This is a genomic window from Paenibacillus algicola (assembly GCF_005577435.1).
Lineage (GTDB): Bacteria > Bacillota > Bacilli > Paenibacillales > Paenibacillaceae > Paenibacillus_AQ > Paenibacillus_AQ algicola.
Genome location: NZ_CP040396.1, coordinates 4,028,079 through 4,048,920 on the forward strand (window position 1 = coordinate 4,028,079; position 20,842 = coordinate 4,048,920).

17 protein-coding genes are annotated in these 20,842 nt (G+C 55.9%); 4 read left to right on the forward strand and 13 right to left on the reverse strand.

The genetic code is table 11. The features are described 5' to 3' along the window. Positions 1-32 precede the first annotated feature (32 nt). Entirely contained in the window at positions 33-248 is a 216-nt protein-coding gene (locus E6C60_RS18860) for a hypothetical protein (RefSeq protein WP_138227213.1), read from the reverse strand. Positions 249-507: 259 nt separating this feature from the next. Here E6C60_RS18860 and E6C60_RS18865 point away from each other — a divergent pair, with 259 nt between their 5' ends. Beyond that, positions 508-2,136, forward strand: a complete 1,629-nt coding sequence (locus E6C60_RS18865) for a nitrite/sulfite reductase (protein WP_138227214.1) — start codon at positions 508-510, stop codon at positions 2,134-2,136. A 200-nt stretch (positions 2,137-2,336) separates the two neighbouring features. On the opposite strand, the gene uvrA is transcribed toward E6C60_RS18865, so the two are convergent. Next, positions 2,337-5,240, reverse strand: coding sequence for an excinuclease ABC subunit UvrA (uvrA, locus tag E6C60_RS18870; protein ID WP_138227215.1), 2,904 nt, complete (start codon positions 5,238-5,240; stop codon positions 2,337-2,339). 19 nt (positions 5,241-5,259) lie between these two features. Beyond that, entirely contained in the window at positions 5,260-7,251 is a 1,992-nt protein-coding gene (gene uvrB / locus E6C60_RS18875) for an excinuclease ABC subunit UvrB (protein WP_138227894.1), read from the reverse strand. 215 nt (positions 7,252-7,466) lie between these two features. On the opposite strand from uvrB, the gene E6C60_RS18880 reads away from it, so the two are divergent. Continuing rightward, positions 7,467-8,267 (forward strand): flagellar motor protein, encoded by an 801-nt coding sequence (locus E6C60_RS18880; protein ID WP_138227216.1) that lies wholly within the window; start codon positions 7,467-7,469, stop codon positions 8,265-8,267. After that, the gene (locus E6C60_RS18885) at positions 8,251-9,129 is read left to right on the forward strand and encodes an OmpA/MotB family protein (RefSeq protein ID WP_138227217.1); all 879 of its coding nucleotides are present in this window, start codon (positions 8,251-8,253) and stop codon (positions 9,127-9,129) included. The genes E6C60_RS18880 and E6C60_RS18885 overlap by 17 nt, the downstream gene beginning before the upstream one ends. 137 nt (positions 9,130-9,266) lie before the next feature. Here the strand turns inward: E6C60_RS18885 and E6C60_RS18890 are convergent, their stop codons facing one another. The 7 genes from E6C60_RS18890 to ftsE all read right to left on the reverse strand — a co-directional run bounded on the left by E6C60_RS18890 (position 9,267) and on the right by ftsE (position 16,566). Continuing rightward, entirely contained in the window at positions 9,267-9,623 is a 357-nt protein-coding gene (locus E6C60_RS18890; protein WP_138227218.1) for a hypothetical protein, read from the reverse strand. Positions 9,624-9,674: 51 nt separating this feature from the next. Next, the gene (locus E6C60_RS18895; protein ID WP_217496352.1) at positions 9,675-10,001 is read right to left on the reverse strand and encodes a hypothetical protein; all 327 of its coding nucleotides are present in this window, start codon (positions 9,999-10,001) and stop codon (positions 9,675-9,677) included. A 448-nt stretch (positions 10,002-10,449) separates the two neighbouring features. Next, a complete protein-coding gene (locus E6C60_RS18900; protein ID WP_233281060.1) occupies positions 10,450-11,826 on the reverse strand; it encodes a PDZ domain-containing protein in 1,377 nt (458 codons plus the stop codon). Positions 11,827-11,874: 48 nt separating this feature from the next. Further along, positions 11,875-13,347 (reverse strand): S41 family peptidase, encoded by a 1,473-nt coding sequence (locus E6C60_RS18905; RefSeq protein ID WP_138227220.1) that lies wholly within the window; start codon positions 13,345-13,347, stop codon positions 11,875-11,877. Between the two features lie 129 nt (positions 13,348-13,476). Further along, entirely contained in the window at positions 13,477-14,814 is a 1,338-nt protein-coding gene (locus E6C60_RS18910; protein ID WP_138227221.1) for a murein hydrolase activator EnvC family protein, read from the reverse strand. A 158-nt stretch (positions 14,815-14,972) separates the two neighbouring features. Further along, positions 14,973-15,890 carry a permease-like cell division protein FtsX gene (ftsX, locus tag E6C60_RS18915; protein ID WP_138227222.1) on the reverse strand — a complete coding sequence of 306 codons (918 nt, stop codon included), beginning with the start codon at positions 15,888-15,890 and terminating at the stop codon, positions 14,973-14,975. Next, positions 15,880-16,566, reverse strand: a complete 687-nt coding sequence (gene ftsE, locus E6C60_RS18920) for a cell division ATP-binding protein FtsE (RefSeq protein WP_138227896.1) — start codon at positions 16,564-16,566, stop codon at positions 15,880-15,882. Before ftsE ends, ftsX begins: the two co-directional genes overlap by 11 nt. 210 nt (positions 16,567-16,776) lie before the next feature. Here ftsE and E6C60_RS18925 point away from each other — a divergent pair, with 210 nt between their 5' ends. Further along, the gene (locus E6C60_RS18925) at positions 16,777-18,198 is read left to right on the forward strand and encodes a VanW family protein (RefSeq protein ID WP_138227223.1); all 1,422 of its coding nucleotides are present in this window, start codon (positions 16,777-16,779) and stop codon (positions 18,196-18,198) included. 43 nt (positions 18,199-18,241) lie between these two features. Here the strand turns inward: E6C60_RS18925 and E6C60_RS21205 are convergent, their stop codons facing one another. The 3 genes from E6C60_RS21205 to pilM all read right to left on the reverse strand — a co-directional run bounded on the left by E6C60_RS21205 (position 18,242) and on the right by pilM (position 20,829). Further along, on the reverse strand, positions 18,242-18,592 hold the full coding sequence (locus E6C60_RS21205; RefSeq protein ID WP_138227224.1) for a hypothetical protein: 351 nt from the start codon (positions 18,590-18,592) through the stop codon (positions 18,242-18,244). Positions 18,593-18,653: 61 nt separating this feature from the next. After that, positions 18,654-19,265, reverse strand: coding sequence for a type 4a pilus biogenesis protein PilO (gene pilO, locus E6C60_RS18935; protein WP_175415362.1), 612 nt, complete (start codon positions 19,263-19,265; stop codon positions 18,654-18,656). Further along, positions 19,249-20,829 (reverse strand): pilus assembly protein PilM, encoded by a 1,581-nt coding sequence (pilM, locus tag E6C60_RS18940; RefSeq protein WP_138227226.1) that lies wholly within the window; start codon positions 20,827-20,829, stop codon positions 19,249-19,251. The genes pilO and pilM overlap by 17 nt, the downstream gene beginning before the upstream one ends. Positions 20,830-20,842: the final 13 nt, after the last annotated feature.

Sequence of the window (20,842 nt, forward strand, 5' to 3'; positions counted from 1 at the left end):
GAAAGGACGCTTTCTTATGTAGCCTTATTTGCTTAGTTGCCGCCGTTAATCCAGTTCAGCACCATAGCATAGTCCGAATACAGGAACACGCCCAGGCTGACGAGTCCGAATGCGATGGCAAATTTATTCTTCTGGCGGGCCATCAACAAGCGAACCACGCCGATCGCAATTACAATCGTAAACAGGATCATAAAAACATCAAAATGCTTAAAAACGGCCGTGCTATCCGCAGCTGTAGCAATGAACATGAAACGTACCCCCTTGAATTCTCGGACATGATTACATATCTTCTTCTATGTTATCCGCGCCCGGGTTCTGATGCAAGCCCTCTCATTGAAAAAATAACGAAATTCTCGTGAATTTTGTGATTTTTCGCCCTGGGGGCTTCCATATTTTCGTTTACGGTTACAGGAATCTATGGTAATATCAACACAATATCATACTATTCTAATCGGAATTATGGCGTGTAATCATCAATTCTAACCATTGCAGGAGGCGTTAATTCATATGGCGTATGAACCAATCTGGATGGCCGATCCCGACAAGCTGAACAAATTCGAATTTGTAAAAATGGAGAAAGACGGACTTGATGTCATTCGTACCATTATAGAAGAGTATTCTGTACAAGGCTTTGATTCCATCACTGCAGATGATATGGACCGCTTCAAATGGGCGGGTGTGTATCAGCAGAAGCCGAAGGACGGACACTTCATGATGCGTGTGCGCATCAACACCGGCATCATGACGACGGCCCAGGCCCGTGCGCTGGCCGAAATCGCCAGATTGTACGGACGTGACCTGGTAGACGTGACGACGCGTCAGGCTATTCAGTTCCACTGGCTGACCGTGGAGAGCCTGCCGGATATTTTCAAGCGCCTGGAGGATGTAGGCCTGTACTCCTTCGAGGCTTGCGGAGACTGCCCGCGTACGATTGTCGGCAACCCGCTGGCGGGCATTGATCCGCATGAGCTTATGGATACGACAGACCTGGTGGAGGAGATCAATGACTTTTTCCTGATGAACCGGGATTTCTCCAACCTGCCGCGGAAATACAAAATTTCCATCTCTGCGAACCCGTATAACAATGCCAATGCCGAGATTAACGACCTGGCTTTGACGCCGGCCGTCAAGGTGATTGACGGTCAGGAAGTGATCGGCTTCCATGTCATGGTGGGCGGCGGCCTGTCGGCGAAGCCGCATCTGGCGCAGCCCCTGGATATTTTTGTCCGCCCTGAGGATGCCCTGCGTGTCGCTGTCGGCGTAACCACCATCTTCCGGGACTACGGCTACCGTCAGAAGCGTCATCATGCACGCCTGAAGTTCCTGGTCGCGGACTGGGGACCGGAGAAGTTCAAGGAGAAGCTGGTCGAGCTGGTCGGCGACTTGCCTTCGCGCGGCGAGGACAAGACGCTGGGCTGGGAGGCTGCTTATTTCGATGGCGTTCATCCGCAGCGCGGCCAAGGACTGAACTATGTCGGACTGAACGTTCCGGTCGGACGTCTGGATGCCGATGAGCTGATCCAGCTTGCCGATGCGGCGGACATCTACGGCGATGGCAAGATTCGCACAACGATGTCCCAGAACATCATTCTCAGCGGCGTGCCGGACGAGAAGGTAGAAGAACTGCTGGACGCCCCGGTGCTGCAGCGCCTGACACCGAACCCGCGTCACTTCATGAGCCGCACAGTGTCCTGCACAGGCAATGAGTTCTGTAACCTCGCGATTGTCGAGACGAAGAATCGTGCCAAGCTGGTCGCCGAGTACCTCGATGAGAATGTAGCCCTGAATGAGAAGGTCCGCATCCACTTTATCGGCTGCCCGAATTCCTGCGGTCAGAAGCATATTGCAGACATCGGCCTGCAGGGCTCTCTGATCAAGACGCCGGACGGCATGGTCGATGCGTTCGACATCGCCGTTGGCGGCTCCCTGGGACCAGGCGCTCAGCTGAACAAGGCACTGAAGGGCCGCGTAAAAGGAGATCACGTCGGTCCGGTGCTGGCACAGCTGCTGCTGTTCTATAAGGAGAATCGATTGTCTCCAGAGGAAAGCTTTTTTGAATATACTCAGCGTGTCGGCATCCCGGCCTTCCAGGAGAAGCTGACCGAGATTCTGGCCTCCGAGACGGCAGCCTCTTAAGCCAGATCCATGATGAATAGCCCTGCAGGCTCCCGGCCGGGAGCCTGCAGGGCTATTTGTGTTGTCAGGCGCGCTGTCCTGCGGCGCCTAGCCGGGGCTTGGCGACCGCAAGTGCAGTCGGCGCTGTGTACAGGCCGCAGGCGTCACGCCTTGCGGCTCATGTCAGAGCGCTTAAGCCAGGGGCGCGCTGGAATCAGCTGCTACTTCACGACCGGCTCCTCTGCCTCCGCTTTCGCGGCGGCTTCCTGTGCCTTGCGGTTCATGGCCTCCGTGCGCTCTGTGTCCCGCTCCAGGATCGGCTTCAGATATTTGCCGGTATAAGACTCCGGCACCTTCACCAGCTGCTCCGGAGTGCCGACAGCAAGGACGGTACCCCCGCCGCTGCCGCCTTCAGGCCCCAAATCAATCAAATAATCCGCCGTCTTAATGACGTCCAGATTGTGCTCGATGACGAGCACAGACTCACCGGAGTCAACCAGTCGGTGCAGCACAATGAGCAGGCGGTCAATGTCATCAACATGCAGCCCTGTCGTCGGCTCATCCAGAATGTACATCGTCTTGCCCGTACTGCGCCGGTACAGCTCGGATGCCAGCTTCACGCGCTGGGCCTCGCCGCCCGACAGCGTGGTGGCTGGCTGTCCCAGCTTGATATATCCGAGACCCACATCCATCAGCGTCTGCATCTTGCGGTGCACCTTCGGAATGTTCTGGAAGAACTCGGTGGCATCCTCCACGGTCATTTCCAGTACGTCGGAAATGTTCTTGCCTTTATACTTGACCTCCAGCGTCTCACGGTTATAGCGCTTGCCCTTGCACACCTCGCACGGCACATAAATATCCGGCAGAAAGTGCATTTCAATCTTAATAATTCCGTCACCCCGGCAGGCTTCACAGCGTCCGCCTTTGACGTTGAAGCTGAAGCGGCCTTTCTTATACCCGCGCAGCTTCGCTTCATTCGTCAGGGCAAAAATATCCCGGATATCATCAAACACTCCCGTATACGTTGCCGGGTTGGAGCGCGGCGTCCGGCCAATGGGCGACTGGTCGATGTCGATTACCTTCTCGATATGCTCCAGACCCTTCATTTCCCGGTATTGCCCTGGACGAACCCGGGCTTTATTCAAGTCGCGGGCGAGCGTTTTGTACAGGATCTCATTTACCAGCGTCGATTTCCCGGAGCCGGACACACCCGTGACCGCCGTAAACACACCGATTGGAATTTTGACGTTAATGTTCTTGAGGTTGTTCTCCTTCGCACCCTTGATCTCCAGCCAGCGCTGATCCGGCTTGCGGCGTTTGCTATGAACCGGAATGAACTTGCGGCCGCTCAGGTACTGCCCGGTCAGTGAGTTCTCATCCTCCATAACCTCTTTTGGTGTTCCTTGAGAAATCACGTTTCCGCCGTGAATGCCCGCGCCAGGACCGATATCAATAATATAGTCCGCCGCCAGCATGGTGTCCTCATCATGCTCCACCACGATCAGCGTGTTGCCGAGGTCACGCATATGCTCAAGCGTTGAGATCAGGCGGTCGTTATCCCGCTGATGCAGCCCGATGCTGGGCTCATCCAGAATGTAGAGCACGCCCATCAGGCTCGAGCCAATCTGGGTAGCCAGGCGGATCCGTTGCGCTTCACCGCCGGATAGTGTCCCTGCAGAGCGGCTGAGCGTGAGATAATCCAGCCCGACGTTTACAAGAAAGCCGAGACGGCTGTTAATCTCCTTCAGGATCAGGTTTGCGATCTGCTGCTCCTTCTCTGACAGCTCCAGGCCGTCAAAGAAGCGCGAGGCATCCCCAACGGACAGGCTCGTCACATACGCCATGTTCTGGTCGTTAATCGTGACGGCCAGGCTCTCTTTTTTCAGGCGATGGCCCTTACACACATCACATGGCTTCGAGCTCATATAGCCTTCAATGTATTCGCGAATCCCTTCGGAGTTCGTATCACGGTAACGGCGCTCCAGATTCGGAATAATCCCTTCAAAGGTGACATGCGCTTCCTTCCGCTGCCCGAAATCATTCTCATATTTAAAATGGATCTTCTGACTGCCTGTGCCGTACAGCAAAATCTTCATCTGCTCCGGGCTGAGCGAGCTTACGGGCACATCCATCGGGATTTTGAAATGGCGGCAGACCGAGCTCAAAAATTGCGGATAATACGTTGAGGTACCGCCAGACCAGGCCTGGAACGCTCCATCCTCAATGCTCTTGCTCTGATCCGGCACCAGCAGCTCCGGATCGACAATCATCTCTACCCCCAGGCCGTCACATTCCGGACAGGCACCAAATGGCGTGTTGAAGGAGAACATCCGCGGGGACAGCTCCTCCATACTGAAGCCGCACACCGGGCAGGCGAAGTTGGAGCTGAAGCGCAGCTCCTCCTGGCCGATAATATCGACCAGCAGCTGGCCGCCGGACAGCTTCAGCGCCGTCTCAATGGAATCGGCCAGCCGGGCCTCAACGTCCGGCTTTACGACGATCCGGTCGATCACAACGTCAATCGTATGCTTTTTGTTCTTCTCCAGCTCAATGCTTTCGGACAGGTCACGAAGCTCGCCATTGACCCGTACGCGGACAAAGCCCTGCCGGGAAATATCTGCAAACAGGCTCTTGTGCTCACCCTTGCGGCCGGCAATAACCGGAGCCAGAATCTGCAGCCGGGTCTTCTCCGGATATTGCATAATCCGGTCCACCATCTGCTCCACCGTCTGTGAAGTAATCTCGATGCCGTGATCCGGGCAATGCGGATGGCCCACGCGGGCAAAAAGCAGCCGCAAATAGTCGTAAATCTCCGTTACGGTTCCGACCGTAGAGCGCGGGTTCCGGCTGGTCGTCTTCTGGTCGATCGAGATGGCCGGGGATAAGCCGTCGATGGAATCCACATCCGGCTTCTCCATCTGCCCCAGAAACTGGCGGGCATACGCCGACAGGGATTCTACATATCGGCGCTGGCCTTCCGCGTAAATCGTGTCAAAGGCCAGCGAGGATTTACCGGAGCCGCTAAGGCCGGTCAGTACGACGAATTTATCCCGCGGTATGGTCACATCAATATTTTTCAGGTTGTGGGCGCGTGCGCCCTTGATTACTATATTATCGCTCGCCAAACCTTTCATCTCCTCACTGTTACTCCGCCTTCAGCTCAAGCAGCGCATCGCGCAGCTCCGCCGCCCGTTCGAACTGCAAGTTCTTGGCCGCTTCCTTCATCTCGACCTCCAGACGCTCGATGACCGACTGACGGTCCTTCTTCGACATCTTGGCCGCCGGGCCGGTCAAATAATCCGCCTTGCTCTCCGCCGCCTTGGTGGCCTCGATGACATCGCGCACCTTTTTGCGGATCGTCTGCGGCGTAATGCCGTGTCTCTCATTGTACTCTTCCTGTACAGCGCGCCGCCGCTCGGTTTCCTTGATGGCTCGGTCCATGGAATCCGTTATTTTATCCCCGTACATAATGACGCGTCCCTCCGAGTTCCGCGCCGCCCGTCCAATCGTCTGGATCAGGGATCGGTCCGAGCGCAGGAAGCCCTCTTTATCGGCATCCAGAATCGCAACGAGGGACACTTCCGGCAGGTCCAGCCCCTCCCTTAACAGGTTAATACCCACGAGCACGTGGAATGTACCGAGCCGCAGATCGCGCAAAATCTGCATCCGCTCAAACGTCTTGATCTCCGAGTGCATGTAGCGGACCTTGATGCCGATCTCCTTCAGGTAGTCGGTGAGGTCTTCGGCCATTTTCTTGGTCAGTGTTGTAATCAAGACCCGCTCGTCCTTAGCCGTGCGATCATGGATTTCGCCGATGATGTCATCAATCTGCCCTTCCGTCGGGCGGACCTCAATGAGCGGATCCAGCAAGCCGGTCGGCCGGATGATCTGCTCCACCATCGTATCGCAATGCTCCAGCTCGTAAGGCCCCGGCGTGGCGGACACGTAAATAATCTGGCTCACCTTCTCCTCAAATTCCTCGAATTTGAGCGGGCGGTTGTCCAGTGCTGACGGGAGGCGGAAGCCGTGGTCAACGAGGACGGTTTTGCGGGCCTTATCCCCGTTGTACATCGCCCGAATCTGCGGCAGCGTCACATGGGATTCATCAATGACGATGAGCATATCATCCGGAAAATAATCCATCAGCGTGTACGGCGTCGCTCCCGGCTCCCGGAAGGTCAGCGGACCGGAATAGTTCTCGATCCCGGAGCAGAAGCCGACCTCCTTCATCATCTCGATGTCATAGTTCGTGCGCTGCTCCAGACGCTGGGCCTCGAGCAGCTTGCCCTCACTCTTCAGCACCTCCAGGCGCTCCTGCAGCTCCCGCTCAATATTCACGAGCGCGGCGCGCATCGTCTCCTCCCGGGTCACGAAGTGAGACGCCGGAAAAATAGCTACGTGATCCCGCTCGCCCACCAGCTCACCGGTGAGAACATCAATTTCAGTAATGCGCTCAATCTCATCGCCGAACAGCTCCACACGGACTGCATGCTCACCCTTTGATGCCGGAAAAATCTCGATGACATCTCCGCGCACCCGAAACGTGCCCCGGACAAAGTTAATATCATTGCGCTGGTACTGGATGTCCACCAGACGGGACAGGATCTGGTTGCGCGGCTTCTCCATGCCTACTCGCAGCGAGAGCAGCATCTCGCCGTACTCCATCGGAGACCCCAGGCCGTAAATGCAGGACACGCTCGCTACGATAATGACATCCCGGCGTTCGAACAGGGAGCTTGTGGCGGAGTGGCGGAGCTTGTCAATCTCCTCGTTCACGCTGGAATCCTTCTCAATATAAGTATCCGAGGACGGAATGTACGCCTCCGGCTGATAGTAATCGTAATAGCTGACGAAATAATCGACCGAGTTATTGGGGAAAAATTCCTTGAACTCACTCGCCAGCTGTGCCGCCAGCGTCTTGTTATGCGCGATCACGAGCGTCGGCCGATTCAGCTTCGCAATCGTCTGGGCAATCGTAAACGTCTTGCCGGTTCCCGTCGCACCGAGCAGCGTCTGATGACGCTTACCCTCTCGCACGCCCTGCACCAGCTGCTCAATCGCTCCCGGCTGGTCGCCCTGCGGATCAAACTCCGATTGGAGCTCAAAGGATTTCGTACTGACCACGAGATCACTCATGTGTTCAATCACACCCTTATCGTCTAAAATATTGTATATTAACGTTTCTATCGTAACTTCCCGATGTAAAAAGAAAGAGACCTGCATTTTTTGTTTAGACCTCTTCGTTTTGTGTTTAATAAGAATATTTGTTCCCCTGCAATTATACTCTTTTCGTTTTTTTGTTGCAAACCTTATATAATAGTTCTCTACATAAAAGGAGATGATTGCTCATCATGGATATTACCATTATTCTCGGGCTTTTGGCAGGGCTTGCTGCACTGATCGGCGGCTTCTTGTGGGAAGGCGGTCAGCTTGGCGGACTGCTCCAGGGCAACGCCGCCCTGATCGTCTTCGGCGGTACGGCCGCAGCCGTCGTGATCAGCTTTCCAGCCTCCCGGCTGCGGACAATTCCTGCCGCGCTCCGCTTCGCTTTCGGGCGGCGGAGCCGCTCGCCGCTGCAGCTTATTGAGGACGTGGTCGACATGGCCACGTTAGCCCGCCGCACCGGCGTGCTTGCACTGGAGGAGGCGGCCGCTGAGCATCCCGATCCTTTTTTGCGTGAAGGCATGGGGATGATTGTCGACGGGACGGACGGGGACGCGGTGCGCCAGATTCTGGAGCTGGAGATGGATGCCACCGAGCAGAAGCATGAAGGCTATGCCAAAATCTTCGAGGCCGCGGGGGGCTATGCGCCGACCATGGGGATCATCGGTACCGTAATGGGCCTCGTTCACGTTCTGGGCGGGCTTCAGGATCCGACCCAGCTCGGTCCGTCGATCGCGGTTGCTTTTACCGCCACCCTGTACGGGGTTGCCAGTGCCAATATTATCTTTCTTCCCATCGCTTCCAAGATTAAAGCACGCAGCGAGGAAGAAATTCAAAATATGGAGCTGCTGCTAGAGGGCATTCTCGCCGTTCAGCAGGGACAGCATCCACTTCTCGTCCGCAAAAAGCTGAACACCTACACGCTCGAAAACAGCTTCTCCGCTGCCACGCCGACAACAAGGGGGACGGCCCATGAGACGGCCGATTAAATCCACCCGTCGGGAACGCCGCCGCCAGGGCGCCGGAGATCAAAGAGACCGCTGGATGATTACTTACGCCGATCTGATCACGCTGCTGCTCATTTTCTTTGTGGTCCTGTTCGCGATGAGCCGGCTGGATACCGAGAAATATGACCGTGTTACCCAGTCGCTGCAGGCCACCTTCCAGAGCGGAGATTCCCTGCTGGAACATGGCTCCGGCTTGATTCAGGGCGGCAGCGCGGGAGACATCGGATCGCCTGATGGAGACGGGGCTGCGGGTGACAGCGTATGGCCTGATGAAGACGGCAATGATGGGACTGTGCCTGACGCAGATGGCGAATCTGACACAGACCCAGGTACCTCTGGTCCCATGACTCAGCGGGAGCTTGCCTTCCGAGAGCAGGAGGAGGAGCTGGCAGACTTTATGGAAGTCATTAAACAATATGTGGCGCTAAACCTACTGGAAGGGGATATTTTTATCGCGGATGAGCCGCAGGGCATTGCCATTACACTGAGCGACCGCTTTCTGTTCGACCCGGGACAAGCCCAGCTCAAGGACGGGGCAGCACCGGTGCTTGGCAAGCTGGCGAGCCTTTTTCAAGACCTCAGCGCCGTAGTCAGCATAGAAGGACATACGGACAATGTGCCGGTCGGGCTCCAGTCTCCGTATGCAGATAACTGGGAGCTGTCCGGTGCCCGGGCGATGTCCGTGCTCCGCTTCTTCCTGGACCGTCAGGGCCTGAGCCCGGACAGCTTCCAGTACGCGGGCTACGCCGACACCCGGCCGGCCGGCGATAACAGCACGACCGCCGGCCGGCAGAAGAACCGCCGCGTCGAAATCACCGTCCTCCGCCAGCTTCGGGCGGAGTAGGCGCGGCGGCGGGCGGCACGCGATGGGCGGGCGGCGGGCGGCACGCCCGTCAACGACCACGCCGCATCGAGTTCGGTTTTTCGCATTCGTTTGCTCCAGATCCGCCACAGTGACTCATCGGGTTCGGTTTTTCGCATTCATTTACTCCAGATCCGCCATAGCGCCGCATTGAGTTCGCTTTTTCGCATTCGTTTGCTCCAGTTCCGCCACTGCGCCGCATCGAGATCGGTTTTTCGCATTCGTTTGCTCCAGATCCGCCATACCGCCGCATCGAGTTCGGTTTTTCGCACTCGTTTGCTCCAGATCCGCCCCACCGTCGCATCGAGTTCGGTTTTTCGCATTCGTTTGCTCCAGATCCGCCCCACCGTCGCATCGAGTTCGGTTTTTCGCGTTCGTTTGGCGCGGGGGCGGTATGCGGACCCATCGAGTTCGGTTTTTCGCATTCGTTTACTCCAGAACCGCCACACCGCCGCATTGAGTTCGGTTTTTCGCATTCATTTGCTCCAGATCCGCCATAGCGTCGCATCGAATTCGCTTTTTCGCACTCATTTACTCCAGAACCGCCATAGCGCCGCATTGAGTTCGGTTTTTCGCATTCGTTTGCTCCAGATCCGCCATACCGCCGCATCGAGTTCGCTTTTTCGCATTCGTTTACTCCAGTTCCGCCACTGCGCCGCATCGAGATCGGTTTTTCGCATTCGTTTGCTCCAGATCCGCCATACCGCCCCATCGAGTTCGGTGTTTGCATTCGTTTGCTCCAGATCTGCCACTGCGCCGCATCGAGTTCGGTTTTTCGCATTCGTTTGCTCCAGATCCGCCATACCGCCGCATCGAGTTCGCTTTTTCGCACTCATTTGCTCCAGATCCGCCACAGTGATTCATCGAGTTCGGTTTTTCGCACTTATTTACTCCAGATCCACCATCGCGCCGCATTGAGTTCGCTTTTTCGCACTCATTTGCTCCAGATCCGCCACTGCGCCGCATCGAGTTCGGTTTTTCGCATTCGTTTGGCGCGGGGGCGGTATGCGTTCGCATCGAGTTCGCTTTTTCGCACTTATTTACTCCAGATCCACCAAAGTTCAGCCCCCCTTCAGTTCATCACCTCCCTGATCGGCGGCAGGCTGGAGGTCAGCCGGTAAACGCCCTTTACTGTCGTCACCAGACTGTCGGTGTACAGCAAATCGGAGATTATGTAGGGAAAAATGATAAAAGTGCTGCAGCACGGAGGCCGCAGCACTTGAGAAGAAATCGTACTCAGATTGCTATTTTTTATCTCAAGAACGCATGAGTCACAAAAAATATAGGCCCTTGCCTGCCTCGTTACATATCCAGGCTGTCCTTCTCCAGGCCAGCCGCGGCGGGTGAACCCTTCCCTGCTGGTGTTCGGGTCTCCGCGCCTTCCTCTTCAGCCGCCATCTTATTCTTCAAGCTCCACTTCATGCCCAGCAGACCAGCGATACTGAGCGGCTTCAGCCGTACTGCAAGCCCGGCATCCGGGTCCGGTGACAGAATGACGCCCAGCTGGTGATGCTCTCCGGCATACATAGCCCGCTGCATGAACTTGCTCTCGCCCTCATAGTTCTGAACCTCCAGCTTGCAAAAGGCCGCATTCTGCCTCAGCGCCGCATGCAGCTGCTCCTTACTGCGAACAAGAGTCCCATTGACCTTAAGAATGGTCTCACCCGCCAGAATTCCCAGCTCCTCCGCCGGGCTGCCCGGAAGAACCGCCAGCACCTTCAAGCCCTTCGGAGGATGCACGAACAGCGGACTGCGCTGCTGCTCCTCGTAGCGGCTGTACCAGGCGAGCCCTTCGTGCAGCAATGGCGCTGCTAACGCAGCCGCAAGCATAAGCGGCGGCCACCAATCCGCCAGCAGGCTCAGCATCAGCACGATCGAGCTGTAGATGACGAGCCGCTTTCCGCTGATCACTGCCTTCTGCTTCGGCAGCATGCTCTGCGTCATTTCTCCAAAGCCGATCAGCACCGGCAAGGCCGCGATGCCCGCACCGCTCATCCAGTCGTCTCCTCCGAAGAAGGGGGTCCATGGCAGCATCGGACCGCCGGCTGACGGAACGAGCAGAAACAGCGGCAAGGGCCAGAAGCTCTGCATCTGATAGCCCCCCACCAGCTTGCCTCGTTTGCCTTCCAGAAACAGCGGAGAGGCAAACCGTCCACCCTGCAGCATAACAAGTCCCGCTTCGGCCAGATGCAGCACAGCGGCCAGGGCCAGCAGGGATGGCACGTTCAGATTCAGCAGCGCGGTATGTACACTTCCTAGCCATCCGTCCGGCTGCCAGCCGGGAAACCAGCCTAGCACCGACTGCACAATGCCCAGCAGCCCGGCGGCATAAGCGAAGCACAGAAACCGCACCCGGAACAGCATGAGCAGCAGACTCGCTGCCCATAGGCACAGCACCGCTGACATCGTGAGCGTAATGCCAAGAAAGGCCATCATGACCGAGACGCCAAGCCCCGCCACGAGTCCGCCCAGCATCGTCCGCAGCGTCTGGGACTGCCAGCCGTTCACCCGAACGTGAAACAGCTTGCGCTCTAGCAGCACCTGTCTGCGGTACAAGATCCCGATCAGAATGACAGAAATATAATAAAAGGGTTGTGCCAGCATCATCAGACCAGCATCCAGCACCATCCAGACCCACTCCATCGCTATATCCAAAATCCGGTCACTCTCCTTTGTCATTTCTATACCTGCATCTCCAAGAAAAAAAGAAGGCTGAATTCAGCCTTCTTACTTGTTCGACGCCTGGCTTTTTATTTCCTTCACAACCTCGGCAATTCCGCGGTTCAGCTGCGTGTCATTGCCAGGATCTTGAATTTCCTCGATCAAGGCCGCTTCCAGCGCCTTTGCGGTTTGTTCATCTACAATTCCGCTGGCCTTCAGCTTGCTTGCACTCTGGAAGCTCTTGACGGCCTTCTCGGTCGCCCGGTCATAATAACCGTCCTTGCGGCCCGGTTCATATCCCACTGCCTCCAGCATAATCTGAACATTCGTTACATCTTCGCTGTTCATATCGAATTTCAGGGTCTGCTTCTTATCAAGAGGAGCTACTGCGAAATAATCCGGCTGGGATACCTGGAGATCCGGCTCAATGCCCTTCTCATGAATCCAGGAACCGTTCGGCGTCAGCCACTTGGCAATGGTTACCTTCAACAGACTGCCATCGTCAAACTGCTTGTCGAAGCTGGTCTGCACGGTTCCTTTTCCGAATGAATGCTCTCCGATCAAGACCGCTCCTGCAGACTGCTGCAAAGCCCCGGCCAGGATTTCGGATGCGCTGGCGCTGCCTTTGTTCATCAGCAGTGCTACCGGATACGGCTTCGAGCTTCCTTTGGAGAGATACTCTTCGCGCTTGCCAGCCTTGTTCTCTACCTGGACGATTAACTCGCCCTTCGGTACGAACTGTCCCGCAATGTCGATAACGACCGAGAGCACGCCCCCCGGATTGTTGCGCACATCAATGAGCAGGCCCTTCATGCCTTGACTCTCCAGCGACTTCAGCTCTTCCGCGAAACGCTCTCCCGTATTGAGGGAGAATTGGCTGATCTCAATGACGCCGACACCGTTAGCCTCCATACGCGAGGTTACCGTTTCTAGATCTACATCATCCCGGGTAATCTGAAACTCAATGCTGCTCTCGGAGCCGGGACGCTTCACCGTCAGCACCGCTTTGGAGCCTTTAGGACCCCGAATCTTGGCTACCGCTGCATTGAGGTCCAGTCCCTGGAGCGATTCGCCGTTCACCGACAGGATCACATCCTTGGCCCGAAGCCCCGCCTTCTCAGCCGGAGAGCCCTTGATTGGGGAGACCACCTCAACATAGCCGTCCACCGAGGTGACCTCTGCGCCAATGCCGCTAAAGGAGCCTTCAATGCTCTCCGAGAACTGCTCGGCCGTGACCTTTCCCATATAGTTGGAATAAGGGTCACCCAGCGCCTCCATCATACCATTAATGGCACCGTCCAGAAGCTTGTCCCGGTCTACATCTTTATAATAGTTGCTTTCGATAATCTCTAATGCTGTGCCCAGCTTCTCGGCTTCATCCTGCTCCAGGCCATCGCTTTTCTTGCCGATACTGGCCAGCAGCCCGGTGCCGCCGCCGTCTGGCCCTGCCGCGTCCGGAAGCTGATTGAACACCATCGTCAGCACCATACCGCAGAGCATCGAGACTACGACCAACAATAACACCGATCTTTTTTTCATGTCTGTCTCACCGCCCTTGTACATTTGAGCATACCACTTTGCAGCGTCCCGGTCATCCTAGTATATGTTTGACTACTCGGGAATATTTATACAATGGCTAATCTGTAACAACAATGTCAATGTTGCAGCTTAGAGATAAGGGGCTGGATTTACAGGCGAACCGTTCACTCTCACTTCAAAATGAAGATGCGGTCCTGTACTGCGGCCGGTTGAGCCGACCTCGGCAATCTTCTGACCCCGGCTTACCTGCTGGCCCTCAGACACCTTGATGCCGCCCTGGCGAATATGGGCGTAGAGCGTCCAGACACCGCCGCCATGATCGACAATAACACAGTTTCCGTACGTGCTCCACCACTCCGCCAGGATGACGGTCCCACTCTCTACCGCCCGGATGTCCGTGCCCTCTGCAGCGGCAAAATCCTGGCCTGTATGCATGGTGCCCCGCTCCCCGGTTACCGGATGGGTCCGGATACCGTAATCGGACGAAATGTACGCCCCGGATACCGGCATCGCGAACGGTCCACCGTTTCCGCTAGCCGCAGCCCGGCTGCTGCCCAGCGAGGTAGCCGCAGCTGATTTCTTCGCGGCTGCAGCCTTCGCAGCCGCCTGCTCCTTAGCCCGCGCCTCGGCGGCGGCGATCTCCCGTGCCCGTTTCTCAGCTGCAGCCTTGGCGGCTGCGGCACGGCGGGCCGCTTCCTCCGCCGCCAGCTTGTCGCGCTCCTGCTGAAGCTGAGAGCGCTTGGTGGCGAGCTGTACCAGCAGCATATCCTGCTCTTCCGAGATTTCTTCAGAAAGCTCGATTTCCTGGTCATACTTGGCAATCAGGACAAGCTTCTCTTTCTCTTTGACCGCCAGCTCACTCTTGCGGTCCTCCATCTGTGCATACAGATCCTTCGCCTTGGCGTACTGACCTTCCAATTCCTTCTTCTTGTCCAGCACGTAGAGCTTGTCCTGCTTGTGCTGAACCAGGAGATCCTGATCCTGATCGACAATCGTCTTCAGGGAATCGGCACGATTCAGAAAATCGGTAAAGCTGGTCGAAGACAGCAGCACGTCCAGATAGGACACCTCGCCGTCCATATAAATCAGACGAATGCGCTGCTCCAGCAGCTTCTCGCGCGCCGCGATCCGGTCCTGGGCAGCCTGAAGCTCCTCCGCCGTGATCCGCAGGCTGGTTTCGGTCTCGTCAATTTGTACGGATATCTTCGTCAGCTGGCTGCTGACCTGCTCAATCTGGTCCATAACATATTGCAGATTCAGGGTGGTCTTGTCTTTATAATGCTGGGCTTCCTCCTTCTCGGCGGCTGCCTTGCTCTTCTGATTCCGGGCGTCCTGAACCTCCTTCTGGAGACTCTTCAGCTCGCGGTCTACATCGGCAGAGGTCTTACTTTCGGCTAATCCGGCAGAGGGCTGGAATACGACAGCAGCAAGCAGTAAAGCGGCTAATCCGGCAGCAATCTTTTTCAACGTGCACTCCCCATCCTTTTCGAAAATTGAGATTTGTATGAGTTCTGCGATTATTGGTGCGTCTACATGTTCAGCAGTTCAGCATTATAGCTTCTGGTGCGTTAGTTATGAGATGTATACATACTGAAGAAGGCGCTGCCTTCCTCCAGGTGACAAGCTTATACCTTCAGTGACTTTCGGATGGACATCGTGCTGCCAAAAATACCAATCAGCATCCCGAGAAGCACGAGCGCACCTCCCAGCAGATACCCGATTTCCTCCAGAGGAATCAGACTCCGCGACAACGTAATGTCACCCATCATCGCGGATCGCAGCTGGCTGTACCCCAGGTACAGCAGGCCGACGGTGATCAGCGAGCCGATCATGCCAATCAGCGCACCTTCCACAAAAAACGGCCAGCGGATGAACGTATTCGTCGCTCCTACGAGCTTCATGATGCCAATCTCCCGGCGCCGGGCGAGAATCGTGACCCGAATCGTGTTCGAAATCAGGAAAATTGACATCAAGGCCAGCCCCGCTACAAAAATAAACCCGATATTTCGAACGTATTTCGTAATTTCAAACAGCTTCTCCACCATGCCCTCGCCGTATTTGACGCGCATGATCGGCTTCTCCGCGTAGGTTTCATTCAAGGCCAGAATCTTGTCCGCCACCAGCGGTACGGTAGTAGGCTCTACAACATCAATGACAAAGGAATCGGGCAGCGGGTTGTTATCCCCATCCGTAAAGCCCTCCAGCAGGTCCATGCCTTCTTCTCCAAAGCCCTCCACGAGCTCCTGCATGCCTTCTTCCTTCGAAACGAAGCGAAGCTCCTTCACCTCGGGCATGATCTGGATTTCCTTCTGCAGCCGCTCCCGCTGCTCTTGACTCACATTCAAATTCAGATAGGCACTGACCTGTACGTTACTGTCAGCCTCGTCGGCCAGCGCGTTGACATTCAGCACCAGCAGGATAAATACACCCAGGATAAACAGGGACACAATGATCGAAACAATGGAAGCTACCGACATCCAGCCGTTCCGGAATACACTCTTGGCCCCTTCCCGCAAATGCCGGAGAAAGGTTCTAAAAGTCATATCCATACTCCCCTCGAAGCTGATCCCTTACAATCTGTCCCCGCTCAATGGCGATCACGCGCTTGCGCATCTTGTTCACGATATCCTTGTTGTGCGTTGCCATCACGATCGTCGTTCCACGAAAATTAATCTCGTCCAGCAGCTGCATAATGCCCCAGGACGTTTCCGGGTCGAGGTTGCCTGTAGGCTCATCCGCCACAATGACCGCGGGGTTGTTCACGATGGCTCTTGCGATCGCAATGCGCTGCTGCTCGCCCCCGGACAAATGCGCCGGCTGCCGGTTCGCCTTCTCCTTCAAACCGACGAGGTCCAGCACCTCCATCACCCGCTTCTTCATCTGCTTGGTCGGCGTTTCAATAACCTCCATGGCAAAAGCCACATTCTCATAGGCGGTCAGCTGCGGCAGCAGCCTGAAGTCCTGGAACACGACGCCGATGTTGCGGCGCACATAGGGAATCTTGCGCTGCTTCAGCTTGCCGATGTTAAAGCCGTTTACGGAAATTTGCCCTTTCGTGGGCACTTCTTCTCTATAAATCAATTTCATGAATGTCGATTTACCTGCGCCGGACGGTCCGACGATGTACACAAACTCATTGCGGTCAATCTTTACCGAGACACCTTGCAGCGCATGGGCTCCGCTCGGGTAGGTCTTCCACACATCCTGCATTTCAATCAATTCATCACTTCCTAATTCCAATATCAGCCTTTATCATTTCGACACCGTCCTCGGAATTCCTCTAAAATGCATGAAAATTCCTCAATGCCCAAAACCATTGTAACAAATTTGTTACCTTTTGAGTACCCGAAAGTTTGGGGGCTTTGTGACATATACATGAAGACATGCCTAAGCTTTTTTGTTACACAAAGGGAAAGGGAGTTTTTGGGGATGAAAAAAATACACGTCATGATCATCGCGTCTCTCAGCCTCCTGCTGGCCGGCTGTTTGATATACGGAGCTCTCTCCATCTACGTGAACACTCCCCGGCTGCCTGCCGGCACGACGCTTTCCGGCTGGAGCGTTGGCGGCCAGCCGGACGGGGACGTGCTGAATGAGCTGGAGCGGCGCCTTGCGGCGCTGGAGCAGCTGCCGTTGTCCTTGATGGGATGGCCCCGGTCCGGCGAGGAAAAGCTGACGCTTGGAGAAGCCGGCGTAACATACCGGGCCGAGGCTTTTAAAGCTGCAGTGTCGCAGCTGCAGGAGGGTACGCTGTGGGAGCGGGCCTTTAGCCGCTATACTTTTGCGCAGGCCTACAGTCTGGAGGTGCATCAGGATCTGGAGCTGCTGAAGCAGCGGCTGAACGAGTCGTGGGAGCAGGAGCAGTTCGGAAAGCCTGTTAATGCTGTCCGAACGATTACCGGCGACGAGGTACGCTACATTCCGGAGCAGTCCGTGCTCCGGATTCAATGGCCGCTGCTGGAGGCCTCTTTTGCTGCGGCGCTGCCCCGTGACTTCGCAATGCTCGATGCCGGTGGGCCGCTCTCGATAGAGCTGCCTCTGCAGCTGCAAAGCCCTGAGGTGACGGTGGCTACGCTGCGGGCGGAGGGCATCCAGCGCAAAATCATCCAGTTCTCCACCTCCCTCGGTGCCAGCGGACCAGGCCGGGTGCATAATATTACAGCAGCGGCGGCGGCCGTGGACGGGATGATCCTGAAGCCTGGTGAAGTGTTTGACTATGCGAAGGTGGTAGCTCAGGCCCGCAAGCAGCACGGCTTTCGGGAAGCACCGGTTATCATCAGCGGCAAGCTGGTGCCGGGCGTCGGCGGCGGGATCTGTCAGGTGTCCAGCACCATCTACAATGCCGTGCTCTTAACGGGCCTCGAAGTGGTGGAACGGCGCAACCACTCGTTGCCGGTCAACTATCTTCCCAAAGGCCTCGACGCGACCTACGCCGAAGGCTATATTAACTTCCGGTTCCGCAATAGCACCGGCAAGCACCTTCTGCTTCAGGCCCAGGTCGTGGACAAGGTGCTGACCGTGAAATTGTTCGGGACATTTCCGGACAATATTGTATACTCGCTGGACACAAAGCTAGTGGAGCAGATTCCGGCCCCGCGCTCCTATGTTCGGGATTCCTCCCTGCCTCCCGGACAGCAAAAGCTTCTCCAGCCAGGAAAGCCTGGCTATGTAATAGAAACCTATCGCAGCAAGCAGGTCAACGGAAAAATAGTAGAACGCGAGCGTCTCTCCCGGGACGTCTACAAAGGCCAAAGCAGCCTCATCGGCATGAACCCGTCCCACGGCGAAATTCCGGGAACGCAGGGACAGCTGAAGGCTCCCGTGGTGGAGGATGGAGTGAGCAGTCCGTAGTTTGTGGTTTGTGGTTCGAGCGGCTCGCTGCCAGCCATTTAACCTAAACAAGAGCGTTTCCCGCGGGAAACGCTCTTGTTTTTCGCATTCGTTTGCTCCAGATCCGCCACGGCGGCGCATTGAGTTCGCTTTTTCGCACTCGTTTGCTCTGGACACGCCATAGCGGCGCATTGAGTTCGCTTTTTCGCACTCGTTTGCTCTGGATCCGCCGTAGCGGCGCATTGAGTTCGGTTTTTCGCACTCGTTTGCTCCAGATCCGCCACGGCGGCGCATTGAGTTCGGTTTTTCGCATTCGTTTGCTCTGGACACGCCATAGCGGCGCATCGAGTTCGCTTTTTCGCACTCGTTTGCTCTGGACACGCCATAGCCGCGCATTGAGTTCGCTTTTTCGCATTCGTTTGCTCTGGACACGCCATAGCCGCGCATTGAGTTCGCTTTTTCACACTCGTTCCTGGTTAAGGAGTCACAGTCGCTGCCCGCTGGCTGGATTCATAGTACGCTGTGAAGACAACATTGGCGGTCAGGAGGGCATTCTCCGGCAGCTCGGACGGACCGCTGCGGCGCTGCAGGCTGAAGGAGTCCACTTTGATAATTCTTGGCATCTTCTCCAGCTGGTCCATCCAGGCGATAATCTGAGCACGCGTGCCCTCTACCTCAGCATTCATGCTGACTTCTTTAATGAAGGGATAGGCCCCTTCATTCCCTCCCAGCACGAGCTGGAGCCCGTTGGTGCCGGTAAGATTAAATTCGATGCTTTTGAGGCGGGCGCTGGAACGGATGCCGGCGGTTCTTAGCTGCAATACCAGCTGATCGGCTTCGTCCCCTTCCGGCAAAGCATCATAGGAGCTTAACAGCTCCTGATCCTGGCTGTCGGCAGCGCCCTTCAGCTCGTCTACTTTCCGCTGGAGGAGCGTTTTTTCATCAGATACCCGGGCGATTTCAGCTTCCTGCTCCTCCATCGTGTCAATCGTCGGCTGTAAGCCCAGCAAATAAAAGCCCAACAGCACGACAAAAAGCAGCAGCACTCCCATCACAACCGGTGAGCGGTATTTATTCAGCAGTTCCACCTGCATCACTCCCTTCTGCCGGGGTTAGCGTGTTAACCGTGCCCGGCGCCAGCTGGACGCGGTATCCGGCTGTATAGTAGGTTTGTCCACCGACTACAACGGAGCTGTCTGCAATGCCTTCAGAAAGCCTTGTAATCATAGCACTCTCTGTAAACGGCAGGCGCCGCAGATTTAACAGATAGGCTGAGGCATCCTCCATTTTGGTCAGGTACACCGTCATATCCATCTCCGAACGGTAGGTATATCCGGTACTTTTGAGAATTGCACCTTCCGGCAGCACCCGAATCAGCTCCGTCAGGATTACGACCGGACTTTCCCGATGCTCCGCAATGCCCTCCAGCACCTCCAGGCGTCCATTCTGGCTCAGGCCGCTTTGCTGCAGGGCAAGCAACTCCTGCTCTGCTGCCGCTCTCTGGTCTCTCAAGGCTTCCAGCCGGTTCTCTTGATCCCGGATTTCCCCTTGATTCAGCACAAAAAACGTAACCGTAGCCGCCAGCCCCAGCACCCACAATCCCATGAGGGAAATGGCCAGGAACGGAAACAGCATGGCTTCCCGGTCCTCCCGAGGAAGCAGATCCATCTGACCGCCATCTGCACGGCGAAGCGCAGTGCCCACCGCAATCCGGAAAGCATTATGCTCCTTGCTGCCCGTGACAGGCTGCTGGACTGCCGAGAAATCAAGCTCCCGGATCTGCAGCTCCGGCAAAGACCGGGCAAGCTCTGTATTCAGCTGCATTCTGGTTCGGTCAGGGCCTGTAATCAAAATCTCCTGAACTCTCGCTGATCCATCATGAAGGCTGTACTGATAGAAGTTCAGCATTCTGGAGATTTCTGCTGTGATTTCAGAAAGCTGCAGTGGAGACAGCGACGGCTGCCCTGGTGCTTGACCCGCCGAGGCGGCCGCACTTTCGAGCCAAGCCTCGTCCGATGAGAGATCCTGCAGATTCAGGGCTCTCATAAACACCGGATTTCCACGATGGTACATATACACGTCTAGCTGACCTTTTTCCAAATGAACAAGCATCGTTTCCTGAAATTCCTCACCGAAGCCGGCAGTGACGGCTCTTGCCAGGGCTACACCCGACATTTCAAGTCCCGATACACGCAGACCTGCCTCCTCCACCACTTGAACAAAATCGCTCATGGTCTGGCGAGGGGCAGCAAAAACGAGGATATGGGTCTGGTTCTCATCCTTGGCCGTCTCGATGTAATCGTACACCGGGGTTTCAAAAGGCAGATGCAGCCCGGTTTCCACTTCCAGCTTTACCAGCTGCTCGACCTGACGCGGATTCGTGCTGGGGATGGACATTTTGCGGATAATGAGCTGAGAAGGCGGTACGGAAAGCGAAACCTCGCTTCCTTTGAGCCGTTCCTGCTTGACGAGCCCTTTTAGCTGGTTTAGCAGCGCCGAGCGGTCTGTAATCTGATTTTCTGCAATCACACCCGAAGGCAGCGGCAGAAAAAATGTTTTGTCCATCTCCCAGGTCTTCGTCTTCAGCCGGACATAACGAATGCCGGATTGTTCGATGGACAGTCCGGCCGCTTTTTGAGAAATACCGAGCATGCGTTTGTTCCTC

Bases quoted from the DNA above. Each gene is read 5' to 3' on its own strand.
- ftsX (WP_138227222.1), bottom strand. From the start codon at position 15,890: ATGACTTTTAGAACCTTTCTCCGGCATTTGCGGGAAGGGGCCAAGAGT.
- E6C60_RS18905 (WP_138227220.1), bottom strand. From the start codon at position 13,347: ATGAAAAAAAGATCGGTGTTATTGTTGGTCGTAGTCTCGATGCTCTGC.
- E6C60_RS18880 (WP_138227216.1), top strand. From the start codon at position 7,467: ATGGATATTACCATTATTCTCGGGCTTTTGGCAGGGCTTGCTGCACTG.
- pilM (WP_138227226.1), bottom strand. From the start codon at position 20,829: ATGCTCGGTATTTCTCAAAAAGCGGCCGGACTGTCCATCGAACAATCC.
- E6C60_RS18900 (WP_233281060.1), bottom strand. From the start codon at position 11,826: ATGACAAAGGAGAGTGACCGGATTTTGGATATAGCGATGGAGTGGGTC.
- E6C60_RS18885 (WP_138227217.1), top strand. From the start codon at position 8,251: ATGAGACGGCCGATTAAATCCACCCGTCGGGAACGCCGCCGCCAGGGC.
- uvrB (WP_138227894.1), bottom strand. From the start codon at position 7,251: ATGAGTGATCTCGTGGTCAGTACGAAATCCTTTGAGCTCCAATCGGAG.
- E6C60_RS18865 (WP_138227214.1), top strand. From the start codon at position 508: ATGGCGTATGAACCAATCTGGATGGCCGATCCCGACAAGCTGAACAAA.
- E6C60_RS18860 (WP_138227213.1), bottom strand. From the start codon at position 248: ATGTTCATTGCTACAGCTGCGGATAGCACGGCCGTTTTTAAGCATTTT.
- E6C60_RS18925 (WP_138227223.1), top strand. From the start codon at position 16,777: ATGAAAAAAATACACGTCATGATCATCGCGTCTCTCAGCCTCCTGCTG.
- E6C60_RS18890 (WP_138227218.1), bottom strand. From the start codon at position 9,623: ATGCGAAAAACCGAACTCAATGCGGCGGTGTGGCGGTTCTGGAGTAAA.
- E6C60_RS21205 (WP_138227224.1), bottom strand. From the start codon at position 18,592: ATGCGAAAAAGCGAACTCAATGCGCGGCTATGGCGTGTCCAGAGCAAA.